The sequence below is a fragment of the Prevotella marseillensis genome, assembly GCF_900625065.1.
In the GTDB taxonomy this organism is placed as follows: Bacteria; Bacteroidota; Bacteroidia; order Bacteroidales; family Bacteroidaceae; genus Prevotella; species Prevotella rara.
This window is the reverse complement of the sequence record NZ_UYXY01000002.1, coordinates 132,749-158,171: the sequence shown is the minus strand read 5'-3', so window position 1 is coordinate 158,171 and position 25,423 is coordinate 132,749. Positions and strand designations below refer to the sequence as shown.

General features: G+C 53.1%; 21 protein-coding genes. 15 read left to right on the top strand and 6 right to left on the bottom strand.

Translation table 11 applies throughout. The features are described from left to right. Positions 1 to 495 precede the first annotated feature (495 nt). The 4 genes from EJL04_RS13970 to EJL04_RS13955 all read left to right on the top strand — a co-directional run bounded on the left by EJL04_RS13970 (position 496) and on the right by EJL04_RS13955 (position 5,735). Positions 496 to 1,818, top strand: coding sequence for a TolC family protein (locus tag EJL04_RS13970; protein ID WP_125105437.1), 1,323 nt, complete (start codon positions 496 to 498; stop codon positions 1,816 to 1,818). 70 nt (positions 1,819 to 1,888) lie between these two features. Continuing rightward, the gene (locus EJL04_RS13965; RefSeq protein WP_125105436.1) at positions 1,889 to 2,986 is read left to right on the top strand and encodes an HlyD family secretion protein; all 1,098 of its coding nucleotides are present in this window, start codon (positions 1,889 to 1,891) and stop codon (positions 2,984 to 2,986) included. A gap of 131 nt (positions 2,987 to 3,117) precedes the next feature. Further along, entirely contained in the window at positions 3,118 to 4,794 is a 1,677-nt protein-coding gene (locus EJL04_RS13960) for an MFS transporter (protein ID WP_021856045.1), read from the top strand. Positions 4,795 to 4,850: 56 nt separating this feature from the next. After that, positions 4,851 to 5,735, top strand: coding sequence for a helix-turn-helix domain-containing protein (locus EJL04_RS13955; protein ID WP_241210020.1), 885 nt, complete (start codon positions 4,851 to 4,853; stop codon positions 5,733 to 5,735). A gap of 216 nt (positions 5,736 to 5,951) precedes the next feature. Here the strand turns inward: EJL04_RS13955 and EJL04_RS13950 are convergent, their stop codons facing one another. Continuing rightward, the gene (locus EJL04_RS13950; RefSeq protein WP_125105435.1) at positions 5,952 to 7,742 is read right to left on the bottom strand and encodes a right-handed parallel beta-helix repeat-containing protein; all 1,791 of its coding nucleotides are present in this window, start codon (positions 7,740 to 7,742) and stop codon (positions 5,952 to 5,954) included. A 245-nt stretch (positions 7,743 to 7,987) separates the two neighbouring features. Next, entirely contained in the window at positions 7,988 to 9,871 is a 1,884-nt protein-coding gene (locus tag EJL04_RS13945; RefSeq protein WP_021856041.1) for a DEAD/DEAH box helicase, read from the bottom strand. A 230-nt stretch (positions 9,872 to 10,101) separates the two neighbouring features. Between EJL04_RS13945 and EJL04_RS13940 the strand changes: the two genes are divergently transcribed. Next, positions 10,102 to 10,635, top strand: coding sequence for an LOG family protein (locus tag EJL04_RS13940; protein ID WP_125105434.1), 534 nt, complete (start codon positions 10,102 to 10,104; stop codon positions 10,633 to 10,635). Positions 10,636 to 10,864: 229 nt separating this feature from the next. Here EJL04_RS13940 and EJL04_RS13935 read toward each other — a convergent pair whose 3' ends face one another. From EJL04_RS13935 to EJL04_RS13925, 3 genes are all read right to left on the bottom strand, one after another. Beyond that, on the bottom strand, positions 10,865 to 12,067 hold the full coding sequence (locus EJL04_RS13935; protein WP_021856037.1) for a dicarboxylate/amino acid:cation symporter: 1,203 nt from the start codon (positions 12,065 to 12,067) through the stop codon (positions 10,865 to 10,867). Beyond that, positions 12,067 to 13,260 carry an FprA family A-type flavoprotein gene (locus EJL04_RS13930; RefSeq protein WP_053397809.1) on the bottom strand — a complete coding sequence of 398 codons (1,194 nt, stop codon included), beginning with the start codon at positions 13,258 to 13,260 and terminating at the stop codon, positions 12,067 to 12,069. Before EJL04_RS13930 ends, EJL04_RS13935 begins: the two co-directional genes overlap by 1 nt. Before the next feature lie 81 nt (positions 13,261 to 13,341). Then, complete coding sequence (locus tag EJL04_RS13925; RefSeq protein WP_125105433.1) at positions 13,342 to 14,289, bottom strand: carbohydrate kinase family protein; 948 nt, start codon at positions 14,287 to 14,289, stop codon at positions 13,342 to 13,344. 257 nt (positions 14,290 to 14,546) lie between these two features. Here EJL04_RS13925 and EJL04_RS13920 point away from each other — a divergent pair, with 257 nt between their 5' ends. From EJL04_RS13920 to EJL04_RS13875, 10 genes are all read left to right on the top strand, one after another. Next, the gene (locus tag EJL04_RS13920; protein ID WP_021856034.1) at positions 14,547 to 15,776 is read left to right on the top strand and encodes a M16 family metallopeptidase; all 1,230 of its coding nucleotides are present in this window, start codon (positions 14,547 to 14,549) and stop codon (positions 15,774 to 15,776) included. Between the two features lie 392 nt (positions 15,777 to 16,168). Beyond that, a complete protein-coding gene (locus EJL04_RS13915; protein WP_053397806.1) occupies positions 16,169 to 17,338 on the top strand; it encodes a PCMD domain-containing protein in 1,170 nt (389 codons plus the stop codon). 2 nt (positions 17,339 to 17,340) lie between these two features. Beyond that, positions 17,341 to 18,093 (top strand): porin family protein, encoded by a 753-nt coding sequence (locus tag EJL04_RS13910; protein ID WP_125105432.1) that lies wholly within the window; start codon positions 17,341 to 17,343, stop codon positions 18,091 to 18,093. Between the two features lie 24 nt (positions 18,094 to 18,117). After that, a complete protein-coding gene (locus EJL04_RS13905) occupies positions 18,118 to 19,086 on the top strand; it encodes a calycin-like domain-containing protein (protein ID WP_125105431.1) in 969 nt (322 codons plus the stop codon). Between the two features lie 178 nt (positions 19,087 to 19,264). Further along, positions 19,265 to 20,563, top strand: a complete 1,299-nt coding sequence (locus tag EJL04_RS13900; protein ID WP_125105430.1) for a DUF2851 family protein — start codon at positions 19,265 to 19,267, stop codon at positions 20,561 to 20,563. Positions 20,564 to 20,903: 340 nt separating this feature from the next. Beyond that, positions 20,904 to 21,305, top strand: a complete 402-nt coding sequence (locus EJL04_RS13895) for an acyl-CoA thioesterase (protein WP_053397802.1) — start codon at positions 20,904 to 20,906, stop codon at positions 21,303 to 21,305. 97 nt (positions 21,306 to 21,402) lie between these two features. Continuing rightward, the gene (gene dprA, locus EJL04_RS13890) at positions 21,403 to 22,533 is read left to right on the top strand and encodes a DNA-processing protein DprA (protein WP_125105429.1); all 1,131 of its coding nucleotides are present in this window, start codon (positions 21,403 to 21,405) and stop codon (positions 22,531 to 22,533) included. A gap of 249 nt (positions 22,534 to 22,782) precedes the next feature. After that, positions 22,783 to 23,766 carry a tRNA dihydrouridine synthase DusB gene (dusB, locus tag EJL04_RS13885; RefSeq protein ID WP_021856027.1) on the top strand — a complete coding sequence of 328 codons (984 nt, stop codon included), beginning with the start codon at positions 22,783 to 22,785 and terminating at the stop codon, positions 23,764 to 23,766. A 192-nt stretch (positions 23,767 to 23,958) separates the two neighbouring features. Further along, positions 23,959 to 24,666 carry a tRNA threonylcarbamoyladenosine dehydratase gene (locus EJL04_RS13880; RefSeq protein WP_125105428.1) on the top strand — a complete coding sequence of 236 codons (708 nt, stop codon included), beginning with the start codon at positions 23,959 to 23,961 and terminating at the stop codon, positions 24,664 to 24,666. 148 nt (positions 24,667 to 24,814) lie between these two features. Continuing rightward, complete coding sequence (locus EJL04_RS13875; protein WP_241210023.1) at positions 24,815 to 25,198, top strand: L-rhamnose mutarotase; 384 nt, start codon at positions 24,815 to 24,817, stop codon at positions 25,196 to 25,198. A gap of 4 nt (positions 25,199 to 25,202) precedes the next feature. On the opposite strand, the gene EJL04_RS16440 is transcribed toward EJL04_RS13875, so the two are convergent. Further along, on the bottom strand, positions 25,203 to 25,370 hold the full coding sequence (locus EJL04_RS16440) for a hypothetical protein (RefSeq protein ID WP_164511787.1): 168 nt from the start codon (positions 25,368 to 25,370) through the stop codon (positions 25,203 to 25,205). Positions 25,371 to 25,423 lie beyond the last annotated feature (53 nt).

The window sequence follows — 25,423 nt, the reverse complement described above, 5'->3', positions numbered from 1 at the left end:
TAAAACCATTTTATGCCTTCTGCGGCATATTTTTATCATAAAAAATACACCTCGTGATCATTCTCCCTGCCTGTTGACGGCATGTTTTCCGGCAGCCAGTGTTCAGTCTCCGGCAGCCGCTTCCGGGCATCGTTGTTCATAGCCGTGTATGCTGTTGCGCGGAGCCCCGTATCAGTCGGTTTTCCAATATGTGCCCTTTCGCATTGCAAAAGACCACATATTGCACGCTAAAAGGCCACCTTTCAGGAGCTAAAAGATGGCCTTTTGCAACGCACTGAATATCAGTATGTTATGCGTGCGGTTATATCTTACCTTATTAAGTATGTCCTGAGGCGCTGCAAAGTTTGTCCCGATGTGCTGTCGGCAACCGTTTTTTGATATGTTTCTGACTATTTCATGCAGAAACGGAAAATATGAACATACGGCACGAAAATGTCGTAATGACGGCACGGAGCATACTGCCTATCTTTGCAGCGGATAAATGAAACAAAAGATATGAAGAGACTATTATTCACATTTGCCATTGCCTGCGCGCTTATTCCTCTTAATGCGCAGGAGACGCTCACGCTCAGTCAGTGTCTGCGCATGGGCATAGAGAACAACCTTCAGTTGCAGACCAGGCGCAACGACATAGCCAAGGGCGGGCACGCCATAACCGAAAACCGTGCCAAACTGCTGCCGCAGATCAACGCCGTGGTGTCGATGAACGACAATTTCAATCCGCCCGTGTCGGTAACCGACGGCTCTGCATACGGCAATCCGTACAACGTGACGAAGACACTGCAGTATAACGCCTCGGCAGGACTGCAGCTCCAGATGCCGCTCTACAACCAGACGCTGCTCACGGCGCTCGACATCACGAAGATGATGGACCGCATCAACCGCCTCGGCTACGACAAGGCGCGCAACGATCTCATGGAGCAGATAGCCAAGATGTACTATCTCGCGCAGAGCACAGCCGAGCAGATAGCCATCGTCAGGGCCAACATCACGCGGCTGGAGGAGCTGAAGAACATCACCGTGGCATTCTTCGACAACGGCATGGCCATGGAGGTTGACGTCAAGAGAGTGAACATCAATCTGGAAAACCTTCAGGTGCAGCGCGACAACGCCGAGGCAATGCTCGTGCAGCAGATCAACATGCTGAAGTACGTAATCGACTATCCTGCCGACAAGGATATCGCGCTGACGCCCGTGGATGCCTCGAGTGTTGAGGCTGTCGAGCTGTCGGGACTTTGCGAGTCGCTGCCCGAACTGCAGCTGTTGCAGAAGCAGGGCGAGCTGTCGGAGAAGCAGCAGAAGATGATTCAGCAGGGATATCTGCCCTCGCTCATGCTCACGGGTAACTTCACTTACTCTGCCTTCACCGACAAGTTCAGCAACTGGTTCCACTCAGGACCGTCTAACCACTGGTACAACTCATCGGGCCTGGGCATCACGCTGCGCGTCCCGGTGTTCGACGGACTGGAGAAACGCTCCAAAATACGCAAGGCAAAGCTCGACGCCGAGAACGCACGCCTGGCATACGACGACGCCCTTAAAGGTCTGCGCACGCAATACATGAATGCCACCAACGACCTGATGAACAGTCGCCGTAACTTCACCAAGCAGCTCGACAACTACCGCCTGGCCGAAGATGTCTACGCCGTAACCACCGACCGCTACCGCGAAGGCATCGCCTCTATGACTGAGGTGCTGCAGGACGAGATGCAGATGAGCGAGGCACAGAACAACTATGTAACGGCTCACTACAGCTACCGCCTGACCGCTCTGTCGCTGCTAAGGCTTACGGGACAGCTCGACTCGCTGCTGAAATAAGCCTGATGTCAGGTCAACATCATACATAACATAAAATCAACATACATCAACAACTTTAAAATATACCACAATGGAAACCCAGAACAACAACATACAGCAGACCAGCACACACGCACAGCAGGCAAAGAAACTTAGAAGACAGCGCACAAGACAAATCGTGGCAAGCATCTTCGGCATTGCAATTCTGGTGTGCGGAATAGTGAAAACGTCAATGATTTTTCTCGACTACAATAACACCGAGACAAGCAACGACGCTCAGATAGAGCAGTATATCTCGCCCGTAAACCTCCGCGCATCGGGCTATATCAAGCAGGTCTGCTTCACGGAGCATCAGAACGTGAAGAAAGGCGACACCCTCCTGATACTCGACGACCGCGAATACCGCATACGTGTGATGGAGGCCGAGGCTGCGCTTAAGGACGCCATAGCCGGCGCTTCGGTAGTAGGGCAGTCGCTGCAGACGTCAGAGGCTTCGGCATCTGTCTACGAGTCGTCTATCGCCGAGGTGAAAATCCGCCTGGCAAAGCTCGAGAAAGACCGCGCACGCTACAAGAACCTGCTGGAGCGCAACGCCGCAACGCCGATACAGCTGGAGCAGATTGAGACCGAATATGAAGCCACGAAGAAGAAGCTCGACGGCCTTATCAGTCAGCAGAAGGCTGCCAAGTCGGGCGTAAGTGAGGTGTCTACGCGCCGCCAAAGCTCTGAAGCTGCCATCGAAAGGGCACGCGCCGCACTCGAGATGGCACGCCTTAACCTCTCTTACACGGTTGTAGTTGCTCCCTGCGACGGCAAGTTGGGACGCCGCACCGTTGAGGACGGACAGTATGTTTCGGCAGGACAGACGCTGACATACATCATGCCCGACACGCAGAAATGGGTGATAGCAAACTATAAGGAGACGCAGATTGAGAATCTGCACGTAGGTCAGGAGGTTGTGCTTACAGTGGACGCAATGGACGGACGCGAGTTTAAGGGACGCATAACGGCCATCTCAGGCGCCACAGGATCAAAGTATTCGCTCGTCCCGACGGACAATTCTGCCGGCAACTTCGTGAAGATTCGCCAGCGCGTTCCTGTCAGAATCGACTTCACTGGACTGTCGAAGGCCGACAACGAACGCCTTGCTGCCGGAATGATGGTGGTCGTAAAGGCCAAAAAGCAATGATAAAGCAGGAGATTGTTAATTAAGAATTGAGGATTAAGAATTAAGAAAACATGCTCTTTTTAATTAAGAATTGAGAATTAAGAGTTAAGAAGACATGCTCCCGGAGCATTCAACATAAAAAGTATTGAGCCATGGAACAAAATGTGATTAGCGTAAGTTATGGGGCAAAATACAAGAATTATCCGTTCTACAACTGGGTGCCCAAGCCGCTCGGAATTATCCTGCTGATACTTCTGTTCATACCTATCCTTACGGTGGGCGGCGTATATACCGCCAACAGCGGCGAGATGACGAGCGGACTGGGCATACAGTCGGAACACATACAGTTTGTCGGTTTCGTCACGTCTATAGGCATGGCGGCCTTCTCTCCCTTCTTTTATCAGCTGGTGTGCATACGCCGCGAGAAGATGATGTGCGTAGTGGGGTTCTCCCTTCTGTATCTTCTCAGCTATGTGTGTGCCGTCACCGACAGCATATTCGTGCTGGCTCTGTGCAGCCTTATCATGGGTTTTCTGCGCATGGTGCTCATGATGGTCAATCTGTTTACGCTCATACGCTACGCCTTCGGCATGGAGGCCACGCGTAACATAACGCCGGGCAACGAGCCGGACGACGAGCAGGGATGGGACCGCCTGGACTCGGAGAAGAGCAAGAGTATGCCCATTATATACCTGTTCTTCATGATCCTGGGACAGCTCGGCACGTCGCTCACGGCATGGCTGGCATACGAATATCAGTGGCAGGACGTCTACTACTACATGATGGGCATGACGCTCGTGGCAATACTTGTGGTGCTTGTAACGATGCCTTACCACGCATACAACGGCCGCCGCTTTCCGATAACGTTCCGTAAGTTTGGCAACGTGGCCGTGTTCAGCTCGATGATGACCTGCGGAATATATGTGCTGGTCTACGGCAAGACGCTCGACTGGTTTGCCGACCCTACCATCGTGCGCTCCACGATACTCACCGTTGTGTTTGCAGCAGTATTCTTCTACATGGAGTGGTCGCACCGCTCGCCCTATTTCCTTATGGAAGTGTTCCGCCTGCGGACGATAAACATGGGCATAGTGCTGTTCCTTCTGCTCATGGTATTCAACACAAGTTCGATGTTTGTCAACGTGTTTACCGGCATAGGCATGGAGATAGACAACTGGCAGAACGCTGCGCTGGGCAACTGGAGCATGCTTGGCTACTTCATAGGAGCCGTGATAGCTATAATCCTCGGCTCGCGCAACGTCAAGCTGAAATATCTCTTCGGCCTCGGATTTCTGCTCATCGGAGTGTCTGCCCTGTTCATGTATTTCGAGGTGCAGACGGCCGGACTTTATGAAAGGATGAAGTATCCTGTGATTATACGCTCAACAGGCATGATGCTTATATACTCTCTCACGGCCGTATACGCCAACCAGCGCATGCCCTACAAGTATCTTTCCACATGGATATGCATCATGCTCAGCGTGCGCATGGTTATCGGTCCGGGCATCGGTTCGGCACTATATTCGAACGTGCTTCAGCACCGTCAGCAGCATTATGTTACGATGTTTGCGCAGGATGTCGACCGCACCGACACGCAGACGGCTTCATCCTACGACCAGACCCTGCAGGGAATGCGCTGGCAGGGGCGCAGCGAGACCGAGGCAGAGAACATGGCTGCCATGTCGGCTAAGGGCAAAGTGCAGGTGCAGGCCACGCTGTCGGCTGTCAAGGAGATGTCGGGATGGACCTTCTACGGCTGTATTATCTCAATGCTCTTCGTACTCATTTATCCATATAAGAAGAGGAAATTATCTGCTTGGCGCGACTGACGGTCGGCCAAGTCAGATAATTTTATTAACTTAGCGGCCGTAAAACATCTGCCGCTATGGAAAAGACTACAGACGAAAAGGCTTCGGAACGGCTTGCCGCATTGCAGCATGACATAGCCTGCATGGCCGACGTGTGCTCGTCGGGGGGCGTGGTCAACGACCTGCCCGGGCGCATGACGGAGGGCTTCAGCAACTTCGGCATAGGCCTGATAGTATGCCACGAAGGCGAGTTTGAGTTCACCCTGTCAGGCCGCACCCATAAGGCCTGCCGTGGCGAAACCGTGTTTATACCCGAGGGGGCGTTCTTCAGCGTGGAGAGAAAGTCGGAGACGCTGCGCCTTAGCGTCATTGTCTATAAGACGGCTCCTATACGCTATCTGGTCGGTACGATGGTGCAGTCGGTGCAGCTCTACGCCCGTCTGTCGCCCGACCTGCCCTGCGTGTGGAGCACCGGATGCGAAGACGACATAGCGGGATATATCTCGCTGATAGGCAGCGGCGAGCCGCAGGCCGACGACCTCTTTGCCGTGAGCGAGCGCAAGATGCTCCTTCTGTCGCTCACTTACCGTCTGTGCATGGTGTTCAGCCGCAAGTATTTTGCCGACGGCTCTCACAACGCGCGGCGCACGGAGGTGTTCTTGAAGCTAATCCAGCTCATCGGCCGCCACTATATGGCAGAGCGCGGAGTGGCGTTCTATGCCGACAAGCTGTGCCTCTCGCCCAAATATCTGTCGGAGCTGTCTAAGGCGGTGTGCGGATACACCGTCCAGGAACTTGTCTTCAAGGCGATAACGCGCAAGGCTATGTCGCTGCTCGACAGCACGGGAAAGACCGTTGCCGAGATTGCCGACGACTTCCATTTCCCCAATCCGTCAAGCTTCGGCACGTTTTTCCGCAAGCAGACGGGCATGTCGCCGCAGAAATACCGCGAGCGGATATAACCTCTTGAATATCAATATGTTATAAATGGCGTTGTAAAAGGTCGTCTTTTGGCCTCTAAAAGACCACATATTGCACGCTAAAAGGCCACCTTTTGCAATGCGAAAGGTGGCCTTTTAGAAAACATACCCTGTGGGGGGTGTGTCTGATGTCATGTTTTTTGATTTGCGCCTGTGGTCGGGCGGCATTTTTGCCGCTGACTGTCTGGCGTCCGACAGCTATTTTATTATCTTCAGATTCTTGCCCGGTCTGTTGTAGCCGAAGCTCTCCTGCGGCATCTTGTTGTCGCTTACGGTGTAGCCGTCGGTGGCTTCGTCGAAGTAGATGCAGAAGGCTCTGCTGTTGGTTGCATACGGGGCAGGGTGGGGCATGCTTATCGTGTTGCCGCTGATAACTGAGCCTGGCTGGTTAGACAGCGTGTAGATGCCGCCTGCGTCGTACAGCTGTCGGGCGTAGTCGGTAACGGTGTTGCCGGTTATGCGGTTGTTGCGCATGCCGCTTTCGAGCGGCGTCCAGCCCCAGCCCACGCAGATGCCCGAGTAGTTTACGTGCGAAACCTCGTTGCCGCTTATCTCCGTGTCTCTCACATATCCTGCGCTCACGGCGCCGCATCCCCAGTCTTCGTTGGCGGCGTCGGTTATCTTGTTGCGCTCAATGGTCAGTCTGTTGCACATGTCGCTGCCTATTGACGGCGTGTAGGGTATGTGCGTCTCGAAGCCCTGCTCGCCAAACCAGCCCGCCATTATTGCCGTTCCGCCTATGTCGGTGAAGGTGCATCCGGTGATGTCCGACGAGCTTACGGCGTATGCCAGGTCTACGGCCGTGGCGCCGGTGTGGCTGAACGTGCATGAACTGAAGCCTATGCTGTCGGCAAACTGCGCCGTCACGGCTGCCTCGGGGCGCGCTATCCATGCCTGGTTTTCAAGCTCCGCCTTGTGGAACAGGCCCGGTTCGGCCAGCTTGTAGCCGTCTATGAAGCGGAAGCCTCCTTGCAGGGTGACGTGCCCTTCATACAGCGGTCGGCGCCATGCGGAGTGCTCGAAGGCTATGTTCTCAAACCTTATGTTGCTCACGTGGCGTTCGCGCGTGCCGCCGATGGTCAGCAGCGTCTCGAGCACGGGCACCGTGATGTCCATCGTGTTAGGGTCCTTGCCGTCCTCGGGATAATAGTATATGCGGCCCGAAGGATAGTCCTGATACCACTCGCCCGGCTCGTCGAGCAGTTCGGCGGCGTTGCAAAGGAAGAACGAAGAGCTGCCGCGCTCGCCGTCTATCACGGGTTGAGGCCACGGATGGGCAAACTCTATCTGGCTTTCGGGCTGATGAAACCACACCTTTGTCAGTCCGTTGCCCATGTCTTTCATCTCTCTTACACGCAATATGGCTATCGCCCAGCGCTGGTGCACGGTCATTTCGAGCTGCCGCGCGCGGCTCAGGTCGGTCTTGGGCGTGGGTATCGTTATGCTTTCGTCGGTGGTGTCAAAGGCCTTCATGCGCTCCATAACGCCATAGGCAAACTGCGACGCGCGCACGGCCTTGCGTCCGTCGGCCCACAACTGGCGCGTCTCCACAATGCGGTTGCCAGCCATCGGAGCATCGGCCACCCACACCTTGTCCCTTACTTGGGCAGGAAGGCGCTCGTCGTCGCAGCCCTTGCGCCAGCCTTTCACCTCAGTTCCGCCGCTGATTACGGCCCTCTCGCCGTCGGCAGAGCGTATTATCGTGGGACTATCGGCCGTTCCGCTGTCCTCCGGGCGTATGAACAGGGGCTTGTACAGGCGGTAAACGCCGCCGCTCATGATGATGTTTATGCCCCCCTCGGCGTTCCTTGAGCCGAGTCGGCGCCACTCTCTTGCCTGCTTAAGTGCCTGCTCGAGCGTCTTCAGCGGCGCCTCGCGTGTGCCTGCTGCCTTGTCGTTGCCGGCGGTTGATGACACGAATATGTCGCCTGCCGGTGCCGTGAGGTGGCAGCAGAGGGCGGCTATTACGGTAAAAAACAATTTCTTCATGATTTGATTTATTAGATAAAGGTAATTTAAGATATGTTTGTCCGTCCTGCCCGTGATGTCTGTCGGGCTGCAGGCCGGTTATCTCTGCAAATGTAAGAAAAATCGCCTTAACGGCAAAAACTTTGCTCCCTAATTGCGCATATTGGCCCTTCCGTATGTCGTGATACACGGTTATAAAAGAATGCGGCGAGGGTTTTGTGCCCCCGCCGCCTCTTAGGTAAATGATAAAGTTTAAGGTATTGTTGTTATTTCTTTTTCTTTCTTACGGCCCATCCTTCCTCGCTGAAGTCGGGTTCGTCGCCCACCAGCTTGGCGTTGTCGCGCTTGAAGAACTGCCGCCAGTCGTCGTTTATGCTGCTGTCGGCCTTCGGTGCCTTGGCCTTTTTCTTCTTCTTGGGGCTTTCTTCAGCCTCTCTTGCACGGCGCTTCGACTTCTTCTCAAATCTCTCGAAGCCTCCGTCCTTGGGTTCTCTGCGCTTTCTGCTGCGGCCTTTGCCGCCCTCGTCGGCGTCGTTGCAGCGCACGTCGCGTCCCTTGTATGTAGTTCCGTCGAGTGCGTCCATCACCTTTTCTGCGTCCTCCTCAGGCACTTCGATGTACGACATCTTGCTCAGCAGGTCGATGTTGCCCACCTCCTGGCGTCCCTTCATGTGCTTGTTGATAAACTGCATGATCTCTCCGGGATAGAATCCGTCGGCCTTTCCCAGGTTGATAAACAGGCGGCGGTAGCCCTCCTCGGCCTTGCGGGTGCGCTTGCGGGCGTCGTCCTTGCGGTCTTTCTTGCGGCTTTCGCCCTGCACCTGCACCTTTCCGATTTCGGGAGCGTCGGCATAATAGGCAAGGAACTTGCCGAACTCAACGCTCACAATCTTCTTTATGAGGTCTTCTTTGTCGATGTATTCAAAGTAGCGGTTGATGTCTTCCATGAACGGAGCTATCTCTTCCTCGTTCACGTCGGTCTTGACTATCTGGTCCATCACCTTGTAGAGCTGCTTCTTGCATATCTCCTGAGCCGACGGCATGACGCCTTCTACAAACTTCTTGCCGATGGTTTTCTCTATGGCGCGCATCTTTGAGCGCTCGCGAGAGTGGATTATTGATATCGAAGTGCCCTTCTTTCCGGCGCGTCCTGTTCGTCCGCTGCGGTGAGTGTAGCTCTCAATATCGTCGGGCAGACCGAAGTTGATGACGTGCGTAAGGTCGTCTACGTCGAGTCCGCGGGCAGCCACGTCGGTGGCCACGAGCAGCTGAGTCATGTGCTGGCGGAACTTCTGCATGGTGAGGTCGCGCTGCTGCTGCGACAGGTCTCCGTGCAGAGATTCGGCGTTGTAGCCGTCGTGTATCAGCTTGTCGGCTATCTCCTGCGTCTCGCGTTTTGTGCGGCAGAAGATTATGGCGAATATTTTCGGGAAGTAGTCTACCACGCGTTTCAGTGCCAGATACTTGTCCTTGGCGTTCACCATGTAGTATATGTGGTTTACGTGCTCGGCTCCTTCGTTGCGGCTTCCCACCACAATCTCCTTCGGGTCGTGCAGGTAGTTGCGTGCAATCTTCTCTATTTCCTTGCTCATCGTGGCCGAGAAGAGCAGCGTGTTGCGGTCTTCGGGCACGCCTTCGAGTATCTCGTCGATGCTTTCAGAGAAGCCCATGTTGAGCATTTCGTCGGCTTCGTCGAGCACAACGTTCCTCACGGCGTCGAGCTTTGCCACTCCGCGGTTCATCAGGTCGATAAGTCGGCCGGGCGTGGCCACTATTATCTGTGCCCCGTGGCGCAGCGACTTTATCTGGTTTTCGATAGAAGTGCCGCCGTATACGGGTACGATGTTGATGCCGTCGATGTATTTGGCAAAGTCCTTCAGGTCGTCGGCTATCTGCAGGCACAGCTCCCTGGTGGGACTGAGGATGAGCGCCTGTGTCTGACGCACACGCGAGTCGGTGCGCTGCAGCACCGGAATGCCGAACGCAGCCGTCTTGCCCGTGCCCGTCTGGGCCAGCGCAATTACGTCGTTTCTGTTACCAAGTAAATAGGGGATTACTTCTTCCTGTACGGGCATGGGATGTTCAAAGCCCAGCTCCTCAATAGCGCGGCGAATCTCTTCGCTTACGCCTAATTCTTCAAATGTCTTCAAATTAATTATAATTAATGCGGTGCAAAGATAGTGCAAAATAGTATGTTTTGCAAAATAAAAAGAATAAAAAGCGTATTTTTATGGTTGACTTTTTGGCTGTTCGTGGTGTTTATGTGCTTTTCTGTCGCATGTCTTGCGTCGGATGTTGTGGTGTGCTATTATGTTATAATAATTTGATTGTTGTCGTGATTTGTGTGTGTTAGAATAATTTTTTTGTAATTTTGCACATTATGAAGATAGCAGTTTTTTGTTCGGCAAATTCAAATCTCGACCCCGACTTCTTCAAAATGACCGAAGAACTGGGGCGATGGATGGCCGAAAACGGGCATACGCTGGTGTTCGGCGGATGCAACCTGGGACTTATGGAGTGTGTGGCGAAGGCCGTGCATGATGCAGGCGGCACTACGATAGGCGTGGTGCCGATGATTATAGAGAAGGGCGGAAAGGTGTCCGACCATGTTGACGTGAAGATGATGTGCGACAATCTGAGCGACCGCAAGGACCTTATGCTGGCTCAGTGTGACGTAGCCGTGGCGCTGCCGGGCGGCGTGGGCACGCTCGACGAGATATTCACCATCGCTGCGTCGGCGTCTATCGGATATCACAGCAAGCCCGTGATACTCTACAACATGAAGGGCTTCTGGAACTCTCTTCTTGCCATGCTCGACGACCTTAAGGCCAAGGGCGTGATACGCAGCGGCTTTGACAAGACGCTCATGACGGCCGATAGCATGGACGAACTGAAGGCATTGCTAACACGCTGACAGTCAGACGCTTTCCGAAAGGCCATGTTTTAGCTCCTAAAAGGTGCCCTTTTAGCGTGCAATATGTGCCCTTTTGGAGGCTAAAACGTGGTCTTTTGCAAATCGGTATGTATCGTACCGATTTCAGACGGGTATCGTCAGGCGTTCTGATATCGGTTAAGGCATAAATAAAAAGGCATTTTTCCGTAAGCGGAAAGATGCCTTTTGTTTTTCTTTCAGATATATTCCGTTATTCCGCCGGTGCGTTGTCCGCAGCCGTTGCGGCTACCTTTCTGTTCGGCTTGAACATCTTGTCGATAACCAGCGCTATGGCTCCGTCGCCCGTAACGTTGCATGCCGTGCCGAAGCTGTCCATGGCAATGTAGAGCGCAATCATCAGAGCCTGCTGCTCGGTGTTGAACCCCAGTATAGAGGCGAGCGGTCCGAGCGCCGCCATGATGCTTCCTCCCGGCACTCCCGGAGCTGCCACCATCACTATGCCCAGCATCATTATGAAGTGGATGAACACGGGCAGCGAGTGGGGTATGCCCTCAAGCATGCACAGCGTAAGCGCGCAGGCCGTAATCTTCAGCGTAGAGCCCGACATGTGGATTGTGGCGCACAGGGGCACCACGAACGATGCAATGTCGTTTCTCACGCCGTTCTTCAGCGTCTGGCGCAGCGACACCGGTATTGTTGCGGCCGACGACGACGTGCCGAGAGCGGTGAAGTAGGCAGGCAGCATGTTGATGAGCAGCCTCAGAGGGTTGCGCCTTACGATGGCTCCCGCTATGACATACTGGTAAAGAAGGACGAAGATGTGGAGCGCGAAGATTACAACTATAATCTTGGCAAACACCGTCATGATGCGCATGGCGTCGCCCTTCATCGTCATATCAAGGAATATGCCGAAGATAAAGAGCGGCAACAGCGGAACCACCGCCACGGCTATGGTCTTGGTGATTACCTCCTTCAGCTCCATGAAGGCATTTTTCAGAGTGGGCGTGTTGCTGTAGGCTATACACAGGCCCATGAGAAACGAGAACACCAGTGCGCTCATGACGTCGGCCATTGGCGGTATGGTTATCTCGAAGTAAGGAGCAGTTCCCTCCGGCTTCACAACGGAACTGAAGTCGGAAACCGACGAAATCATCGACGGGAACAGGCTTGTTCCCACGCCATACGACAGCACTCCCGTGAGCACCGTGTCGGCGTATGCTATGGCTACCGTGGCCAGCAGCAGCTTGCCCGCGCCCTTGCCGATGTCGGCAATGGCAGGAGTAACCAGGCCGATGATTATCAGCGGAATGACAAAGTTGAGAAACTGGCTGAACACAGCGTTGAAGGTGACGAACACCCTTACTACCGGCAGGCTGAGCACATTGCCCAGCGCTATGCCAAGAGCTATCGCTATGATAACTCTTGGCAGCAGGCCCAGCTTTATCTTTTTCATTATCGGTCTTGTTTAAGCCTTTCAGCCATGGCGCGGCCCAGGGCCTCACACTGTGCGTAAGAGTCTTCTTTCAGACTCTGCTTCATCTCAACCGGAGTGCCCACAGCCTCAAACTTCAGCTTGGTTTCGTTCCAGTGGTGTATGCGCTCAACGGCCTTGCCGGCCCATGCGTAGCTTCCGAACCATCCGATATAGTGGCGGTTCTTGATGTCCTTGCCTGCTATCTCGCTCAGCAGAACCTCCATTTCGTGGTAAAGACCTGCGTTGTAGGTCGGTGCGCCCACGATGAGTGCGCGGTAGCGGAATATGTCGCGCAGTATGTAAGAGTGGTGAGTCTTCGACACGTTGTACATAACGATGTTCTTGATGCCAGCCTGGCTTGCCGCGCGTGCTATCACCTCGGCCATGCGTTCAGTGTTGCCGTACATCGTTCCGTAGCATATCACGATGCCTTCCTCGGTCTCATAGCGGCTCAGACGGTCGTATATGTCTATCACTTTGCTGATATGCTCGTGCCATACGGGGCCGTGCGTAGAGCAGATATAGTCGAGCTGCACTCCCTCAAGCTTCTTCAGGGCGTTCTGTACGGGCACTCCGTACTTGCCGACGATGTTCGAATAGTAGCGAACCATCTCGAGCCAGAACGTGTCGCAGTTGATGTCAGAGTCTATTATGCCGCCGTTCAGCGCGCCGAAGCAGCCGAACGCGTCGCCCGAGAAGAGCACGTTGCTCGTCGTGTCGAGCGTAACCATCGTCTCGGGCCAGTGAACCATAGGCGTCAGGACGAAGTTGAGCTCATGCCTTCCGAGGCTCAGCTTGCTGCCGTTCTTCACCTCCACCTCGTTGGTTGTTATGCCGTAGAAGCCTTCGATCATGCCGAACGTCTTCTTGTTGGCCACGATCTTTATCTCGGGATAATATTTTCTGATAAGCTCTATGGCGCCGCTGTGGTCGGGTTCCATGTGGTTTATCACCAGATAGTCTATCTTGCGGTTGCCTATCACCTCCTTGATGTTCTTGATATATGGCATGAAGAAGTCTACCTCGACTGTGTCGACGAGGCACACTTTCTCATCGACAATGAGGTAAGAGTTGTACGAAACTCCGTTAGGCAGCGGCCACAGGCCCTCGAAGAGCTCCTTGTTGCGGTCGTTGACGCCTACATAATAGATGTTGTCTTTAATCTCAATCATGGTTCAAATAAATTTATTTGGTTTATTGTTATTCTTTTTTCATGGTATGGGCTGCCGCCTCCGGCTGTCGTGGCGGCATGTCTATCCGGCCTGTAGGGCTTCCTTGCGCATGGCCTCGCCAAACTCCTTGTCGATAGAGTTGTCTATGCTCTTGCAGCAGTTGGCCGAGAACTTCTGCGCACATTCAATCACCTTGTCCCACAGTTCCTCACTGAGTCCGCGGTCGATGACGTCACGCGTCACTCCGTATCGCATCATTCCGTACACCAGTCCGGCGTTGAAGTTGTCGCCGGCGCCTATCGTGCTCACCGTGCTGGTGGCCGTAACGGGGTAGCTCTTCCTGAATCCGCCCTCGGCATGAAGCTCTACCGGCTGCGCGCCGTTGGTGTAGATGAACTTCTTGCAGTAGAAAGAAATCTCCGAGTTGTACACTTTGTCGGATGTCTCCATCTTGTACATCACCTTGAAGTCGTCGTGGCTGCCGCGCACGATGTCGGCATATTCAAAGTTCTCGAGTATGTTCGGCGTGAGCTTCATCACCTCGTTGGCGTGCGACGACCTGAAGTTTACGTCGTAATATATTATCGCCCCGTTGCTGCGCGCATGGTTCATGAGCGCTGCCACCTGCGGCCTTATCACGGGATTGACTGCATAGTAGGAGCCGAGCATGACGATGTCGTCGCGGTTGATCTCAGGACATATATAGTCGAGACGGTCGTGCGGGTGGTCTTTATAGAAGATATATTCTGCGTCGTTGTTGTCGTTGAGAAACGCGAGCGACACGGGCGACTTGCTGCCCTTGAACATGTTGACGTTAGAGGCGTCAACTCCGTTTTCCTTAAGGAAGTCGACCGTGCGCCGTCCTATGCGGTCGTCGCCCACCTCGCTGATAAAGGCTGCGGGCACGCCGGCACGTCCGAGCGATATTATGCCGTTGTAGACTGAGCCTCCCGGCACGGCGCTCACCGGACGTTCGTTCTTGAAAATGATGTCAAGCACGGTTTCACCTATTCCTATAACTTTCCTCATCTGTTTTAGTTTTGACATTTTCGGGCTGCTGCCTGTGCGCATCCTGCCGTCCGCCTTGCCGCAGGCTGATGTGCTGCCGGCGGCTGATGCTCCTGCGGGCTTAGGCCTCCGGCTGTTGCGGTGCGGGCATGCGGCGCTGTGCGCGGCGTGCGCCCTGTTGATATAATTAGCTGCAAATATCCGAATTTTTTATTAAATAACAAACTAAAAAGTTGTATTTTTGCACAATGGATTTTGAGCTTTAATAAAAGATACAAATGCAATATAATACATCTACTTTGGCCAACGGCCTCAGGATTATCCACCTGCCGTCGGCCTCGCCCGTGGTTTATTGCGGCTACGGCATATGTGCCGGCACGCGCGACGAGCAGCCCGGAGAGGAAGGCATCGCCCACTTCTGCGAGCACACCACGTTCAAGGGCACCGCAAGGCGCACCTCAATACAGATACTGAACCGGCTGGAGAAGGTGGGAGGCGACCTCAACGCCTTCACCAACAAGGAGGACACGGTGTTCTATGCAGCACTGCTGAAGGAGCACATCGCAAGGGCTGTCGACCTGCTTACCGACATGGTGTTCCACAGCACATATCCGCAGGCAGAGATTGACAAGGAGATTGAGGTGATATGCGACGAGATTGAATGTTACAACGACTCGCCTGCCGAACTGATTTATGACGAGTTTGAGAACGCCATATTCAGCGGACATCCGCTCGGACACAACATCCTGGGCAGGGCGGAGCGCCTGCGCGAATATACAACGGACAACGCTCTGAGCTTCACGCGCCGCTTCTACCGTCCCGAAAATGCCGTGTTCTTTGCCTACGGCGACATCAGTTTCAGCCGTCTTGTCAGACTGCTCGAGAAGGCCACGGCCGACTTTCCACCGTGCAGTCCGCTCGTCGACAGCGTGCCAAAGGGCGTCCTGCCCGAATATAACCCGCAGGAGCTGCTCCGCCATAAGAACACCCATCAGGCTCACGTGATGATAGGCAACCGTGCCTACAGCGTGCACGACAACAGGCGCATGGCCCTGTATCTGCTCAACAACATACTCGGCGGACCTGGCATGAACGCCCGTCTGAACATAGCCTTGCGCGAGAAGCACGGACTGGTGTACACCGTAGACAGCTCGATGGTGAGCTATTCAGACACCGGAATGTGGTGTGCCTACTTCGGCTGCGACCCTAAGGACGTGAAGAAATGCCGTCGCCTCGTGATGCGCGAGCTCGACCGCATGGCGCAGAAACCCATGTCGGCAGCGCAGCTTGCAGCCGCCAAGAGGCAGATAAAGGGACAGATAGGCGTGGCGTGCGACAACCGCGAGAGCTTCGCCCTCGACTTCGCAAAGAGCTTCCTGCACTATGGATGGGAGAAAGACGTAACGGCGCTGATGAGCCAGATAGACCGTCTGACCGCCGAAGAGCTGCAGGCCGTGGCAGCCGAGGTGTTCTGCAAGGACAAGCTCACGGCGCTTACATTCGTCTGATCCGCACCAGTATCATCGCAGTTTGTCGTGTTTGCGTAATGCCTTGATATACAATAGTTTACAGGGAGCATTGACTCCGCTTTCCAAAAGGTCACCTTTTAGCTTGCAAAAGGTGGCCTTTTGTCGTCTGAAAGACGGCCTTTTACAATGCAAAAGCATACCTTTCAGAAATCGCCCCGCATACAGCCGTCTGCCGGTTGAGCGCAGGCGGCATAAAATCAGACGTGCAGCCCTTATGTATAGACAAATGTCCTATTTGTCGCAAAAGATGGAATAAAACTTTATTTAATCAAAAAGTTTAGTATAAAAGGTGTAATTTTTGTTAAAATAATTTGGCGTACATTGATTTTTGGAATATCTTTGCAAGATATTAAATCATACCCGTATCATAAATGAAGTTCACCAATATACTTCTGACAATCGCCGTATGCAGCTCGTTGACATCCTGCTTTAAGGACGAGCCGCTCAACGCTGAATGCGACATCGAGCAGGCATACGTACACACAGACAATCCTTCAGACATATTCTTCGCGCCCAGCGACACGCTGGTAAACGTGCTTTCAGATGCTAATAACATCGTTTTTGAAATTAAAGAGGGCGCAGATGTATCTGCAATGGCGCCGATATTTCATATAACCGAGGGCGCAAAGATTGAGCCGGCAAGCGGTTCGGTGCACGATTTCAGCGACGAAAAGGAAGTAACTTATAAGGTTACGTCTGAAGACGGTAATTGGAGCCGTGTTTACAACGTGTCATTTAGGCTTACGGAATCGCCAAACAAGTTTGATTTTGAGAACATAAGGCTTGTAGACGGCAGTGCCGGCGGTCAGTTCTATGAATGGAGCGACCTTTCAAAGTCTGGCGGCTGGATGGGCAATTGGGCAACAGGAAACCCCGGATTTAATTTAAGTGCACAGTTTATTGGCGGCTCAATACCGCCGGAAAACTATCCCTCCTCACCAATAACAGATGGATATAAGGGAAAGGGCGTTAAACTTGAGACGATGAGCACCGGCAGTTTCGGCTCAATGGTCAATATGGGTATAGCTGCAGGAAATCTCTATATAGGAGAATTTGATGCGAGTAAGGCACTCAGTGGAACTGACGGTGCATTGCAGGCAACAAGTTTCGGGCGCACATTTGATAAAGTTCCGTTAAAGCTGACAGGATGGTATAAATATAAATCAGGCGGCGAATGCGTTGACGGAAAAAGGAAACCGATACCGGGAACCTATGACAAAGGCGATATATATGCTGTAATATACAGAAATCATGACAACAATAATAAGGCCATAACGCTCCATGGCGACGATGTGTTGACAAGTCCTTATATTGTAGCAATTGCCCGCGTGCCGGAAGTTAAAGATACACAAGAGTGGACATCGTTTGATGTTGACTTTGAATATCGTTCGGAGATAGACAAGCAACTACTTGCTGACCATGGATATAACCTAAGTGTGGTATTCACATCAAGTATCGAGGGAGCGTCATTTAAGGGTGCATTAGGCAGCACGCTTATAGTTGACGAAGTTGAAGTGGTCTGCGAAGAAACAACCGAATAGTCATGAAGAAAACGTTTATCACATTAGTCCTGACCGCACTTACGGCCTCTGCGGCCTTCGGAGCAGGCATATTCGACAATCTTGTTTACAACCTGCGCTTCGGCTACAGCGTGGGAGGCACAGCCCCCATAGGCATGCCGGCGACGATAAGAAGCCTCGACAGCTACAAGCTCGAGCCCAACTTCTCGCTCGGACTGGGCATATACAAGCCCCTGTCAGACAAGTGGGGACTCACCACCGGACTGCATCTTGAGAACAAGGGAATGAACATCGACGCCACCGTCAAGAACTATCACATGGCCATCGTGAGGGGAGGACAGAGGCTCGAGGGCCAGTTTACCGGCCACAACGCTTCCGAGGTGGAGATGTGGATGCTCACACTTCCGCTGCAGGCAACCTACGCCCTTAACAGCAACCTGCACCTGAAGCTCGGTCCCTATCTGTCTTACGTCAGGTCGCACTCCTTCCGCGGATATGCCTACGACGGCTACCTGCGTGTCGGCGACCCCACCGGAGCAAAGGTGGAGCTTGGCTCTGACGAGGGCAGCCGCGGCACTTACGACTTCAGCGACGACATGCGCTCATGGCAGCTTGGCATGATGCTCGGCGCCGAATGGTACTTCCACAAGCAGTGGGGAGCCTTTGCCGACGTCTCATGGGGATTCACCGGAATATTCAGAAAGCACTTTGATACTATCGAACAGACGCTTTACCCGATTTACGGAACAATAGGTGTTTCATATAAAATAAAGTAACATAATAACAAAACAAGGAAAAAGATGAAGAAAATTTTTACTATTATTGCGCTCCTCGCACTCACTCTTACAGCAGGAGCTAAGGATTTTACCGACCAGCTTTCAATCTCTCTGGGCAGCGGCGAACCTACAATATCTGAATCAACAATATCTGTTGAGGAAGTAGAAGGCTCTGACGGACTCTACAACATCACCCTGAAGAACTTCTCTTTCGGCCCGTTGAACCTCGGCGACATCAAGGTTGAGAACGTAAAGGGCAACGATGAGGAGCCAAGCGGATATACATGGTTTGAAGAGACAAAGGCTTCTGTAAAAGTAAACATAGGAGTCCCTGTTACAGCTGAGGTTACTGTCAACGAAGGCAGCTACATGCATGGCGACAAACTCTACATGACAATGACAATATCTGCTGTCGGAATGAATATCTCTGCTGTGTTCGGAACACCCGAAAGCCAGGCTAAGAGCTATACAGACAACCTCGTTGTTACAGTTATGGGCAGCACAATGCCGGCTCAGCAGGCTACAATCGAAGTTACAAAGCAGTCAAACGGCAAATACACTCTTGCCCTGAAGAACTTCGAGCTTACAGGAGTTATGGCTGTAGGTACTGTTGAAATGACAGACGTTGACGCCGTTGAGGAAGACGGAGTTGTTAAACTCAGCACCAAGCAGACCGTAACTATCAAGGACGGTGACGATCCTGAGGTTAACTGGGCACTTGAAGGCGTACCCGTAGACGTTGACATGACAGCTGATATGACTGACGACAAGCTGAAAGCCGACATCAATATTCTGTATTCAATTCCAGGTGTTATGGACATGGATATCAATGTTAAGTTCGGTTATGAGTCAGCAGGCATCAGCGCTCCTGTAACCAACAGCGGCGTTGAAGCTGTATATGACATCAACGGAAACAAGCTGAACGGCATGAAGAAGGGTCTCAACATCCTGAAGAAGGCCGACGGAACAACCGTTAAGGTTATCAAGAAATAAGGACGCGCGACAATGATTTGCGCCGCTGAAGGCGCAGACTTACGGCGCTTAAAGATAAAAATCCCGTACAGGAAACATCTTGTACGGGATTTTTTCGTATCTTTGTATTGCGCTGAAATGGGCGCAAAGGCCGCACAAAGGCCTGCAACCGACTAAGAACTGCATAAAAAACACGCTTATGGAAAAGCTTCTTCATTATGTATGGAAGCACAAGATGTTTCCCGTAAGGCCGCTCCTGACCACCACGGGCGAGAGCGTTGAGGTGATAGACGCAGGTCTGCCAAACACCAACGCGGGGCCCGACTTCTTCAACGCGAAGGTCAGAATAGGCGGCACTATGTGGGTAGGAAACATCGAGATACACGACAAGGCATCCGACTGGTATGCGCACGGACACGACAAAGACAAGGCCTACGACAACGTTGTGCTGCATGTAGCTGCCGAAACGGGGCAGGACATCATAACGTCCGACGGCCGCAAGGTGGCGCAGATAAGGCTCGATGTGCCGCAGGAGGTTAGCCGCAACTATGACGAACTTATCACCACAGACCATTATCCGCCCTGCTACGCCATCATACCGCAGCTAAGCCGGCTCACGGTTCACAGCTGGATGAGCCGCCTGCAGGCTGAACGGCTGGAGCAGAAGACCGACGCCATAAGGCAGAGGGCCGACAGATGCGGCGGCTCATGGGAGTCGGCGCTCTTCGTAACGATGGCGCGCAACTACGGATTCGGCGTCAACGGCGACGCATTTGAGGCTTGGGCAATGAGCGTTCCGCTGCAGAGCGTGGCTCATCACCGCGACGACCTGTTCCAGATTGAGGCCATATTCATGGGACAGGCAGGTCTGCTTGAGTATGACACCATACCCGAACCTTACCGCGACGACGCAATCAAGGAGGGCTATTTCGACAGTCTGCGCAAGGAATATCAGTATATGGCGCATAAGTTTGGCCTTACTCCCATCGACGCCGGCATGTGGAAGTTTCTCAGGATGAGGCCTCAGAACTTTCCTCACATACGCATATCGCAGCTGGCACAGCTCTATCATTCGCGCCAAAGCGACCTTAGCCGCCTTGCCGAGTGTACATCCGTCGAGCAGCTTAAAGACCTGCTGCGCACCAGGGTTACGCCTTACTGGGAGACTCACTACACCTTCGGCAGCACGAGCGTTAAGAACCGCAAGAGCATTTCCGACCCGTCGCTCAATCTGCTCATCATCAACACCGCCGTGCCCATGCTCTTTGCCTACGGCCGCCACCGCCACGACGACACGCTGTGCAGTCGCGCGTTCAGTCTGCTCAGTGAGCTGCGGGCAGAAAACAACCATATAGTAAGACTGTGGGAGCAGTGCGGACTGAAGACCGAAAACGCCGGAGACAGTCAGGCGCTGATACAACTGAAGAAGGAATACTGCGACAAGAAGGACTGCCTTAGGTGCCGCATAGGATACGAATATCTGAAGACAAAGCGCTGACAGGACAACAGAAATGTGCCTTTTTATCGCAATCCGTGCCATATAAAGCGGCATATCAGAAGCCGGATTGAGGCAGATTTCACGGACATTTGTAACCTGTTGATTATCAATATGATACAAACGGCTTTCTAAAAGGCCATGTTTTAGGCTCCAAAAGGTGCCATTTCATCGTGTAAAAGGTGCCCTTTCGCAAGCCAAAAGGCCACCTTTCAGAAAACGCTCCGTCATGCCCCATATCACAAGGGCATAAACATGACTAAGAAACTGCCGTGAAGACAAAACAAATCTTTTAGCACAAAAAAACAGAAAATAATACGGAAAAAGCCTTATCTTTGCATCCATTATGGAATATATATTCACCACACGAATGATGGTTCGCGACTATGAGTGCGACATCGAAGGCATTGTGAACAACGCAAACTATCTGCACTACACCGAGCACACGCGCCACCTCTTTCTGAAAGAGTGCGGACTCAGCTTCGCCGAGATGCACCGCAAGGGCGTCGACGCCGTCGTGGCCCGCATGAACCTGCAGTATAAGACGCCGCTGAGATGCGACGACGAGTTTATATCATGCCTCAACCTCAAGAAGGAAGGCTTGCGATATGTGTTCTATCAGGACATCTACCGCGCCTCTGACAACAAGATATGCTTCAAGGGCGTGATAGACCTTGTATGCCTGGTGAACGGCAAGCTGGCCAACAGCAAGGAGTATGACGAGGCTTTCAGCCGCTGGCTTTAGGCAGCAGCGGCCACAGGCGCACGCGCCTTCAGCCCCCACATCCCTCCCATAAGCCCCATAAATCCCGTCCCTCCCATCCTCAAAAACCATCCCCGCCATGCACGAACAAGAGATATTAAACATGCTTACGCTCAGCAGAATCAGCTATTTTAATTCTGCCGAGATAACCGCATTGTGGCGCAAGGCGGGCAGCGCTACGGCAATAATGGACAACCGCCGCAACATATGCGACCTGATGCCCGACTGCAACAAGCGCACTGCCGAGGCGCTGGCCGACACGGCTGAGGCAGAGGCGAGGGCAGAGAGCGAGATTGAGTTTGCGGCGCGCAACGGCATAAGCATATTGTGCATGGGCAGCGAAGACTATCCGCAGCGGCTGAAGGAGTGCATTGACGCCCCGCTCGTGCTGTTCTATAAAGGCACGGCAAGGCTCAACCGCATGCGCGTAATCAACATCGTCGGCACACGCCACTGCACCGCCTACGGTCAGGACTGCATACACAGCTTCGTTAAAGACCTGTCTGCAATGTGCCCCGACGTGCTCATTGTAAGCGGACTGGCATACGGAGTGGACATATGCGCGCACCGAGAGGCTCTGGCAAACGGACTCGACACGGTGGCCGTGTTGGCTCACGGATTAGACTATCTCTATCCGCCACGCCACCGCGACACGGCCGACAAGATGCTCACTCAGGGCGGACTGCTCACCGAGTTCTTCTCAAACACCAATGCCGACAAGCTCAATTTCCTGCGACGCAACCGCATTGTGGCAGGCATATCCGACGCCACGGTGCTGATAGAGAGTGCCGCCCATGGCGGCGGACTTGTAACGGCGCGCATTGCCAACGGCTACAGCCGCGACGTGTTTGCCTTTCCCGGCCGCACGGGCGACATGTATTCAGAAGGCTGCAACAACCTTATACGCGACAACAAGGCGGGCCTTATATGCGGTGCCGCCGACTTTATAAACGCCATGGGATGGCAGACCGACGCCCGTCTGGAGCAGGCTCGCCGCAACGGCATAGAGCGCACGCTCTTTCCCGAGCTTACAGCCGACGAGCAGGCCGTGGCCGATGCCCTGCAGAAGGAGAACGACCAGCAGGTAAACAGTCTGACCCTGACCTCCGGCATCCCCGTCAGCCGCCTCGCCGCCACCCTGTTCACGCTCGAGATGAAAGGCATGGTGAGGTGCATGGCAGGAGGAGTTTATCATTTAATTAATAACTGAAAATAGAAAAAACGTCAGGTAGTTAAAGGAGTTAAAGTAGTTATCGCTCACGCGGTGAGCTAGTAGTTAAAGTCAAATGCCTTGTGGCTTATCCCGGCATAAGTCCCATTATGTCCCATAAGTCCCACAAACACCAGCAGGACATTCGGCTTTAACTCCTAGCCGGCACAGCCGGCGATAACTCCTTTAACTACTAGCTCACCGCGTGAGCGATAACTACTTAAGACCAAACCATCAACCCTACACGCAATGAAAATAGGAAACATACAGTTTGGCGACCGGCCTTTGCTGCTGGCGCCGATGGAAGATGTAACCGACATAGGATTCCGCCGGCTGTGCAAACGCTACGGAGCGGCCATGGTATACACCGAGTTTGTCAGCGCCGAAGCACTGGTGCGTTCGGTAAAGAGCACCATGAACAAGCTCACCATAAGCGACGACGAGAGGCCCGTGGGCATCCAGATCTATGGCCGCGACGTGCCGCAGATGGTGGAGGCGGCAAAGATTGTAGAGGAGGCCGGCCCCGACCTGATAGACATCAACTTCGGTTGTCCTGTCAAGAAGGTGGCAGGCAAGGGCGCCGGAGCAGGCATGCTGCAGAACATTCCGCTGCTGCTCGACATAACACGCGAGGTGGTCAAGGCGGTGAAAGTGCCCGTAACGGTGAAGACAAGGCTCGGATGGAACAGCGACAACCTCATAATAACCGAGCTTGCCGAGCAGCTTCAGGACTGCGGAATACAGGCTCTGACGATACACGGACGCACAAGGGCGCAGATGTATACAGGTCAGGCAGACTGGACTCTGATAGGCGAGGTGAAGCGTAATCCGCGCATACACATCCCCATAATAGGCAACGGCGACATCACTACGCCCGAAGAAGCCAGGCAGGCGTTTGAGCGTTATGGCGTAGACGCGGTGATGATAGGCCGCGCAACGTTCGGTCATCCGTGGATTTTCAAGGAGATTCGCGACTATCTTAACGGCAAGGAGCCAGACCCAGAACTCGACTTCAACCGCAAGCTGGACATCCTCGAGGAGCAGTTGCGCATCAACGTGGAGCGCATAGACGAGTATCGCGGCATACTGCACACGCGCCGTCATCTCGCCGCCACGCCAATATTCAAGGGCATTCCCGACTTCCGTCAGACGCGTATAGCCATGCTCCGCGCCTCGACCGTGGACGAACTGATGGCCATTCTCGAAGATTGCAGGAAAAGACTGGGTAATTAATAAGTAAGAATTAAGGATTAAGAAAGCATGACTTGGCAGCTGAAAACACAGCTGAAGATGGCCCTTTTAATTGAGACTTAAAGTCTAATGCATAATAATAAGAGGGCATAGAACCTGCCAGATTATGAATTATTAATTGTGAAACGAAGTTCGGCATTAGCCAATTATGAATTAATCGTGTGATAGAATTTTATGAACAGCGATTTATCAAGAACCCGACTGCTGCTCGGCGACGATGCAACTGAAAGGCTGTGCGCAACGCGTGTCATTGTGTTTGGCGTGGGCGGCGTAGGCAGCTGGTGCGTTGAGGCACTGGTGCGTTCGGGCGTAAGACATATAACCATTGTAGACCCCGACCGCGTGTGCCCGTCGAACATCAACCGGCAGCTCATGGCCACCACGTCGACCGTGGGCAAGCCGAAGGTGGAAGTGCTGCGCGACAGACTGCTCGACATCAGTCCCGAGGCTGAGGTTGACGCGCGTTTTATGGCGTTCAGTGCCGATACGGCGGCAGAATTTAATCTAAACGACTACGACTATGTTGTCGATGCGATAGACAGCATAGCCGACAAAATGCTGCTGATACGCACGGCATGCCGCTCAAAGGCCACTCTGCTGTCGTCTATGGGGGCAGCGCGCAAGCTCGACCCGTCGCGCATCAAGGTTACAGAGTTCTGGAAGGTGGAGGGCTGTCCGCTTGCCCGCAAGCTGCGTCAGGAGTTCAAGCGTCAGGGCGACAAGCCTGCACGCAAGTTCAGATGCGTCTATAGCGACGAGATTCTGCCCAACCAGGGCACGTCAGACGAGGCGCGCGCCAACGGCTCAATGCTCCACATAACCGGCATCTTCGGCTTCACCCTGGCAAGCCAAATCATCAATGACGTATTCAAAGAGAGCTGAAGGGGAAGACAGGGAGTAATAATTAAAAATTAAAAAGTAAAAATTAAGAATTAAGAAAATTAGCCCAATTATTAATTAATACATAATTTTTGGGGACAATTAACCAACCCAATTATGAATTGTGAATTATTAATTATGAATTAAAAATATAACTATGAAAGGCTATAAGACAAAAGAATTCGGCGTGCCCGTAAAGCGTTACTGTCAGACAATGGAGCTGAAGGACGACGCAGAGCTTATCCGCCGCTATCGCGAGGCCCACGACAAAGAGCACTTCTGGGACGAGATTAAGGAAGGAATAAAGGCAGTAGGCATATTGGAAATGGAGATTTACATACTCGGCAACCGCCTGTTTATGATTGTCGACGCACCGTTAGACTTCGACTGGGACAGTGCGATGGCGCGCCTTGCCACGCTGCCGCGACAGCAGGAATGGGAAGAGCATGTGGCAATGTTTCAGGACTGCGCCGCCGACGCCACGTCAGACCAGAAGTGGCAGATGATGGAGCGCATGTTCTATCTTTACGAATAACGCATCATATTGATGCCTGATGAAACAAGCCCTGACGCCATTTCAGAAGCGTCAGGGCTTGTTCTTTTATCACAAAGCCTTGCGGCCGCTCCTTGCCCTTAGCCCTGCCGCAGCCCCTTATCATGCCATAAGCGGTAAGCCTTGTTACCTTCTGTTTTCCAAAAGACGGCATATCGCATTGCAAAAGGTGCCCTTTTACACGCTGAAAGGCCACCTTTTAGAAGC

What these genes read in the sequence shown, in the direction of transcription:
- EJL04_RS13900 (WP_125105430.1), top strand. Translation starts at nt 19,265, where the DNA reads ATGGAAAAGCTTCTTCATTATGTATGGAAGCACAAGATGTTTCCCGTA.
- dusB (WP_021856027.1), top strand. Translation starts at nt 22,783, where the DNA reads ATGAAAATAGGAAACATACAGTTTGGCGACCGGCCTTTGCTGCTGGCG.
- EJL04_RS13960 (WP_021856045.1), top strand. Translation starts at nt 3,118, where the DNA reads ATGGAACAAAATGTGATTAGCGTAAGTTATGGGGCAAAATACAAGAAT.
- EJL04_RS13915 (WP_053397806.1), top strand. Translation starts at nt 16,169, where the DNA reads ATGAAGTTCACCAATATACTTCTGACAATCGCCGTATGCAGCTCGTTG.
- EJL04_RS13970 (WP_125105437.1), top strand. Translation starts at nt 496, where the DNA reads ATGAAGAGACTATTATTCACATTTGCCATTGCCTGCGCGCTTATTCCT.
- EJL04_RS13940 (WP_125105434.1), top strand. Translation starts at nt 10,102, where the DNA reads ATGAAGATAGCAGTTTTTTGTTCGGCAAATTCAAATCTCGACCCCGAC.
- EJL04_RS13930 (WP_053397809.1), bottom strand. Translation starts at nt 13,260, where the DNA reads ATGATTGAGATTAAAGACAACATCTATTATGTAGGCGTCAACGACCGC.
- EJL04_RS13925 (WP_125105433.1), bottom strand. Translation starts at nt 14,289, where the DNA reads ATGAGGAAAGTTATAGGAATAGGTGAAACCGTGCTTGACATCATTTTC.
- EJL04_RS16440 (WP_164511787.1), bottom strand. Translation starts at nt 25,370, where the DNA reads ATGCCGTCTTTTGGAAAACAGAAGGTAACAAGGCTTACCGCTTATGGC.
- EJL04_RS13920 (WP_021856034.1), top strand. Translation starts at nt 14,547, where the DNA reads ATGCAATATAATACATCTACTTTGGCCAACGGCCTCAGGATTATCCAC.
- EJL04_RS13935 (WP_021856037.1), bottom strand. Translation starts at nt 12,067, where the DNA reads ATGAAAAAGATAAAGCTGGGCCTGCTGCCAAGAGTTATCATAGCGATA.
- dprA (WP_125105429.1), top strand. Translation starts at nt 21,403, where the DNA reads ATGCACGAACAAGAGATATTAAACATGCTTACGCTCAGCAGAATCAGC.
- EJL04_RS13905 (WP_125105431.1), top strand. Translation starts at nt 18,118, where the DNA reads ATGAAGAAAATTTTTACTATTATTGCGCTCCTCGCACTCACTCTTACA.
- EJL04_RS13910 (WP_125105432.1), top strand. Translation starts at nt 17,341, where the DNA reads ATGAAGAAAACGTTTATCACATTAGTCCTGACCGCACTTACGGCCTCT.
- EJL04_RS13880 (WP_125105428.1), top strand. Translation starts at nt 23,959, where the DNA reads ATGAACAGCGATTTATCAAGAACCCGACTGCTGCTCGGCGACGATGCA.
- EJL04_RS13965 (WP_125105436.1), top strand. Translation starts at nt 1,889, where the DNA reads ATGGAAACCCAGAACAACAACATACAGCAGACCAGCACACACGCACAG.
- EJL04_RS13950 (WP_125105435.1), bottom strand. Translation starts at nt 7,742, where the DNA reads ATGAAGAAATTGTTTTTTACCGTAATAGCCGCCCTCTGCTGCCACCTC.
- EJL04_RS13955 (WP_241210020.1), top strand. Translation starts at nt 4,851, where the DNA reads ATGGAAAAGACTACAGACGAAAAGGCTTCGGAACGGCTTGCCGCATTG.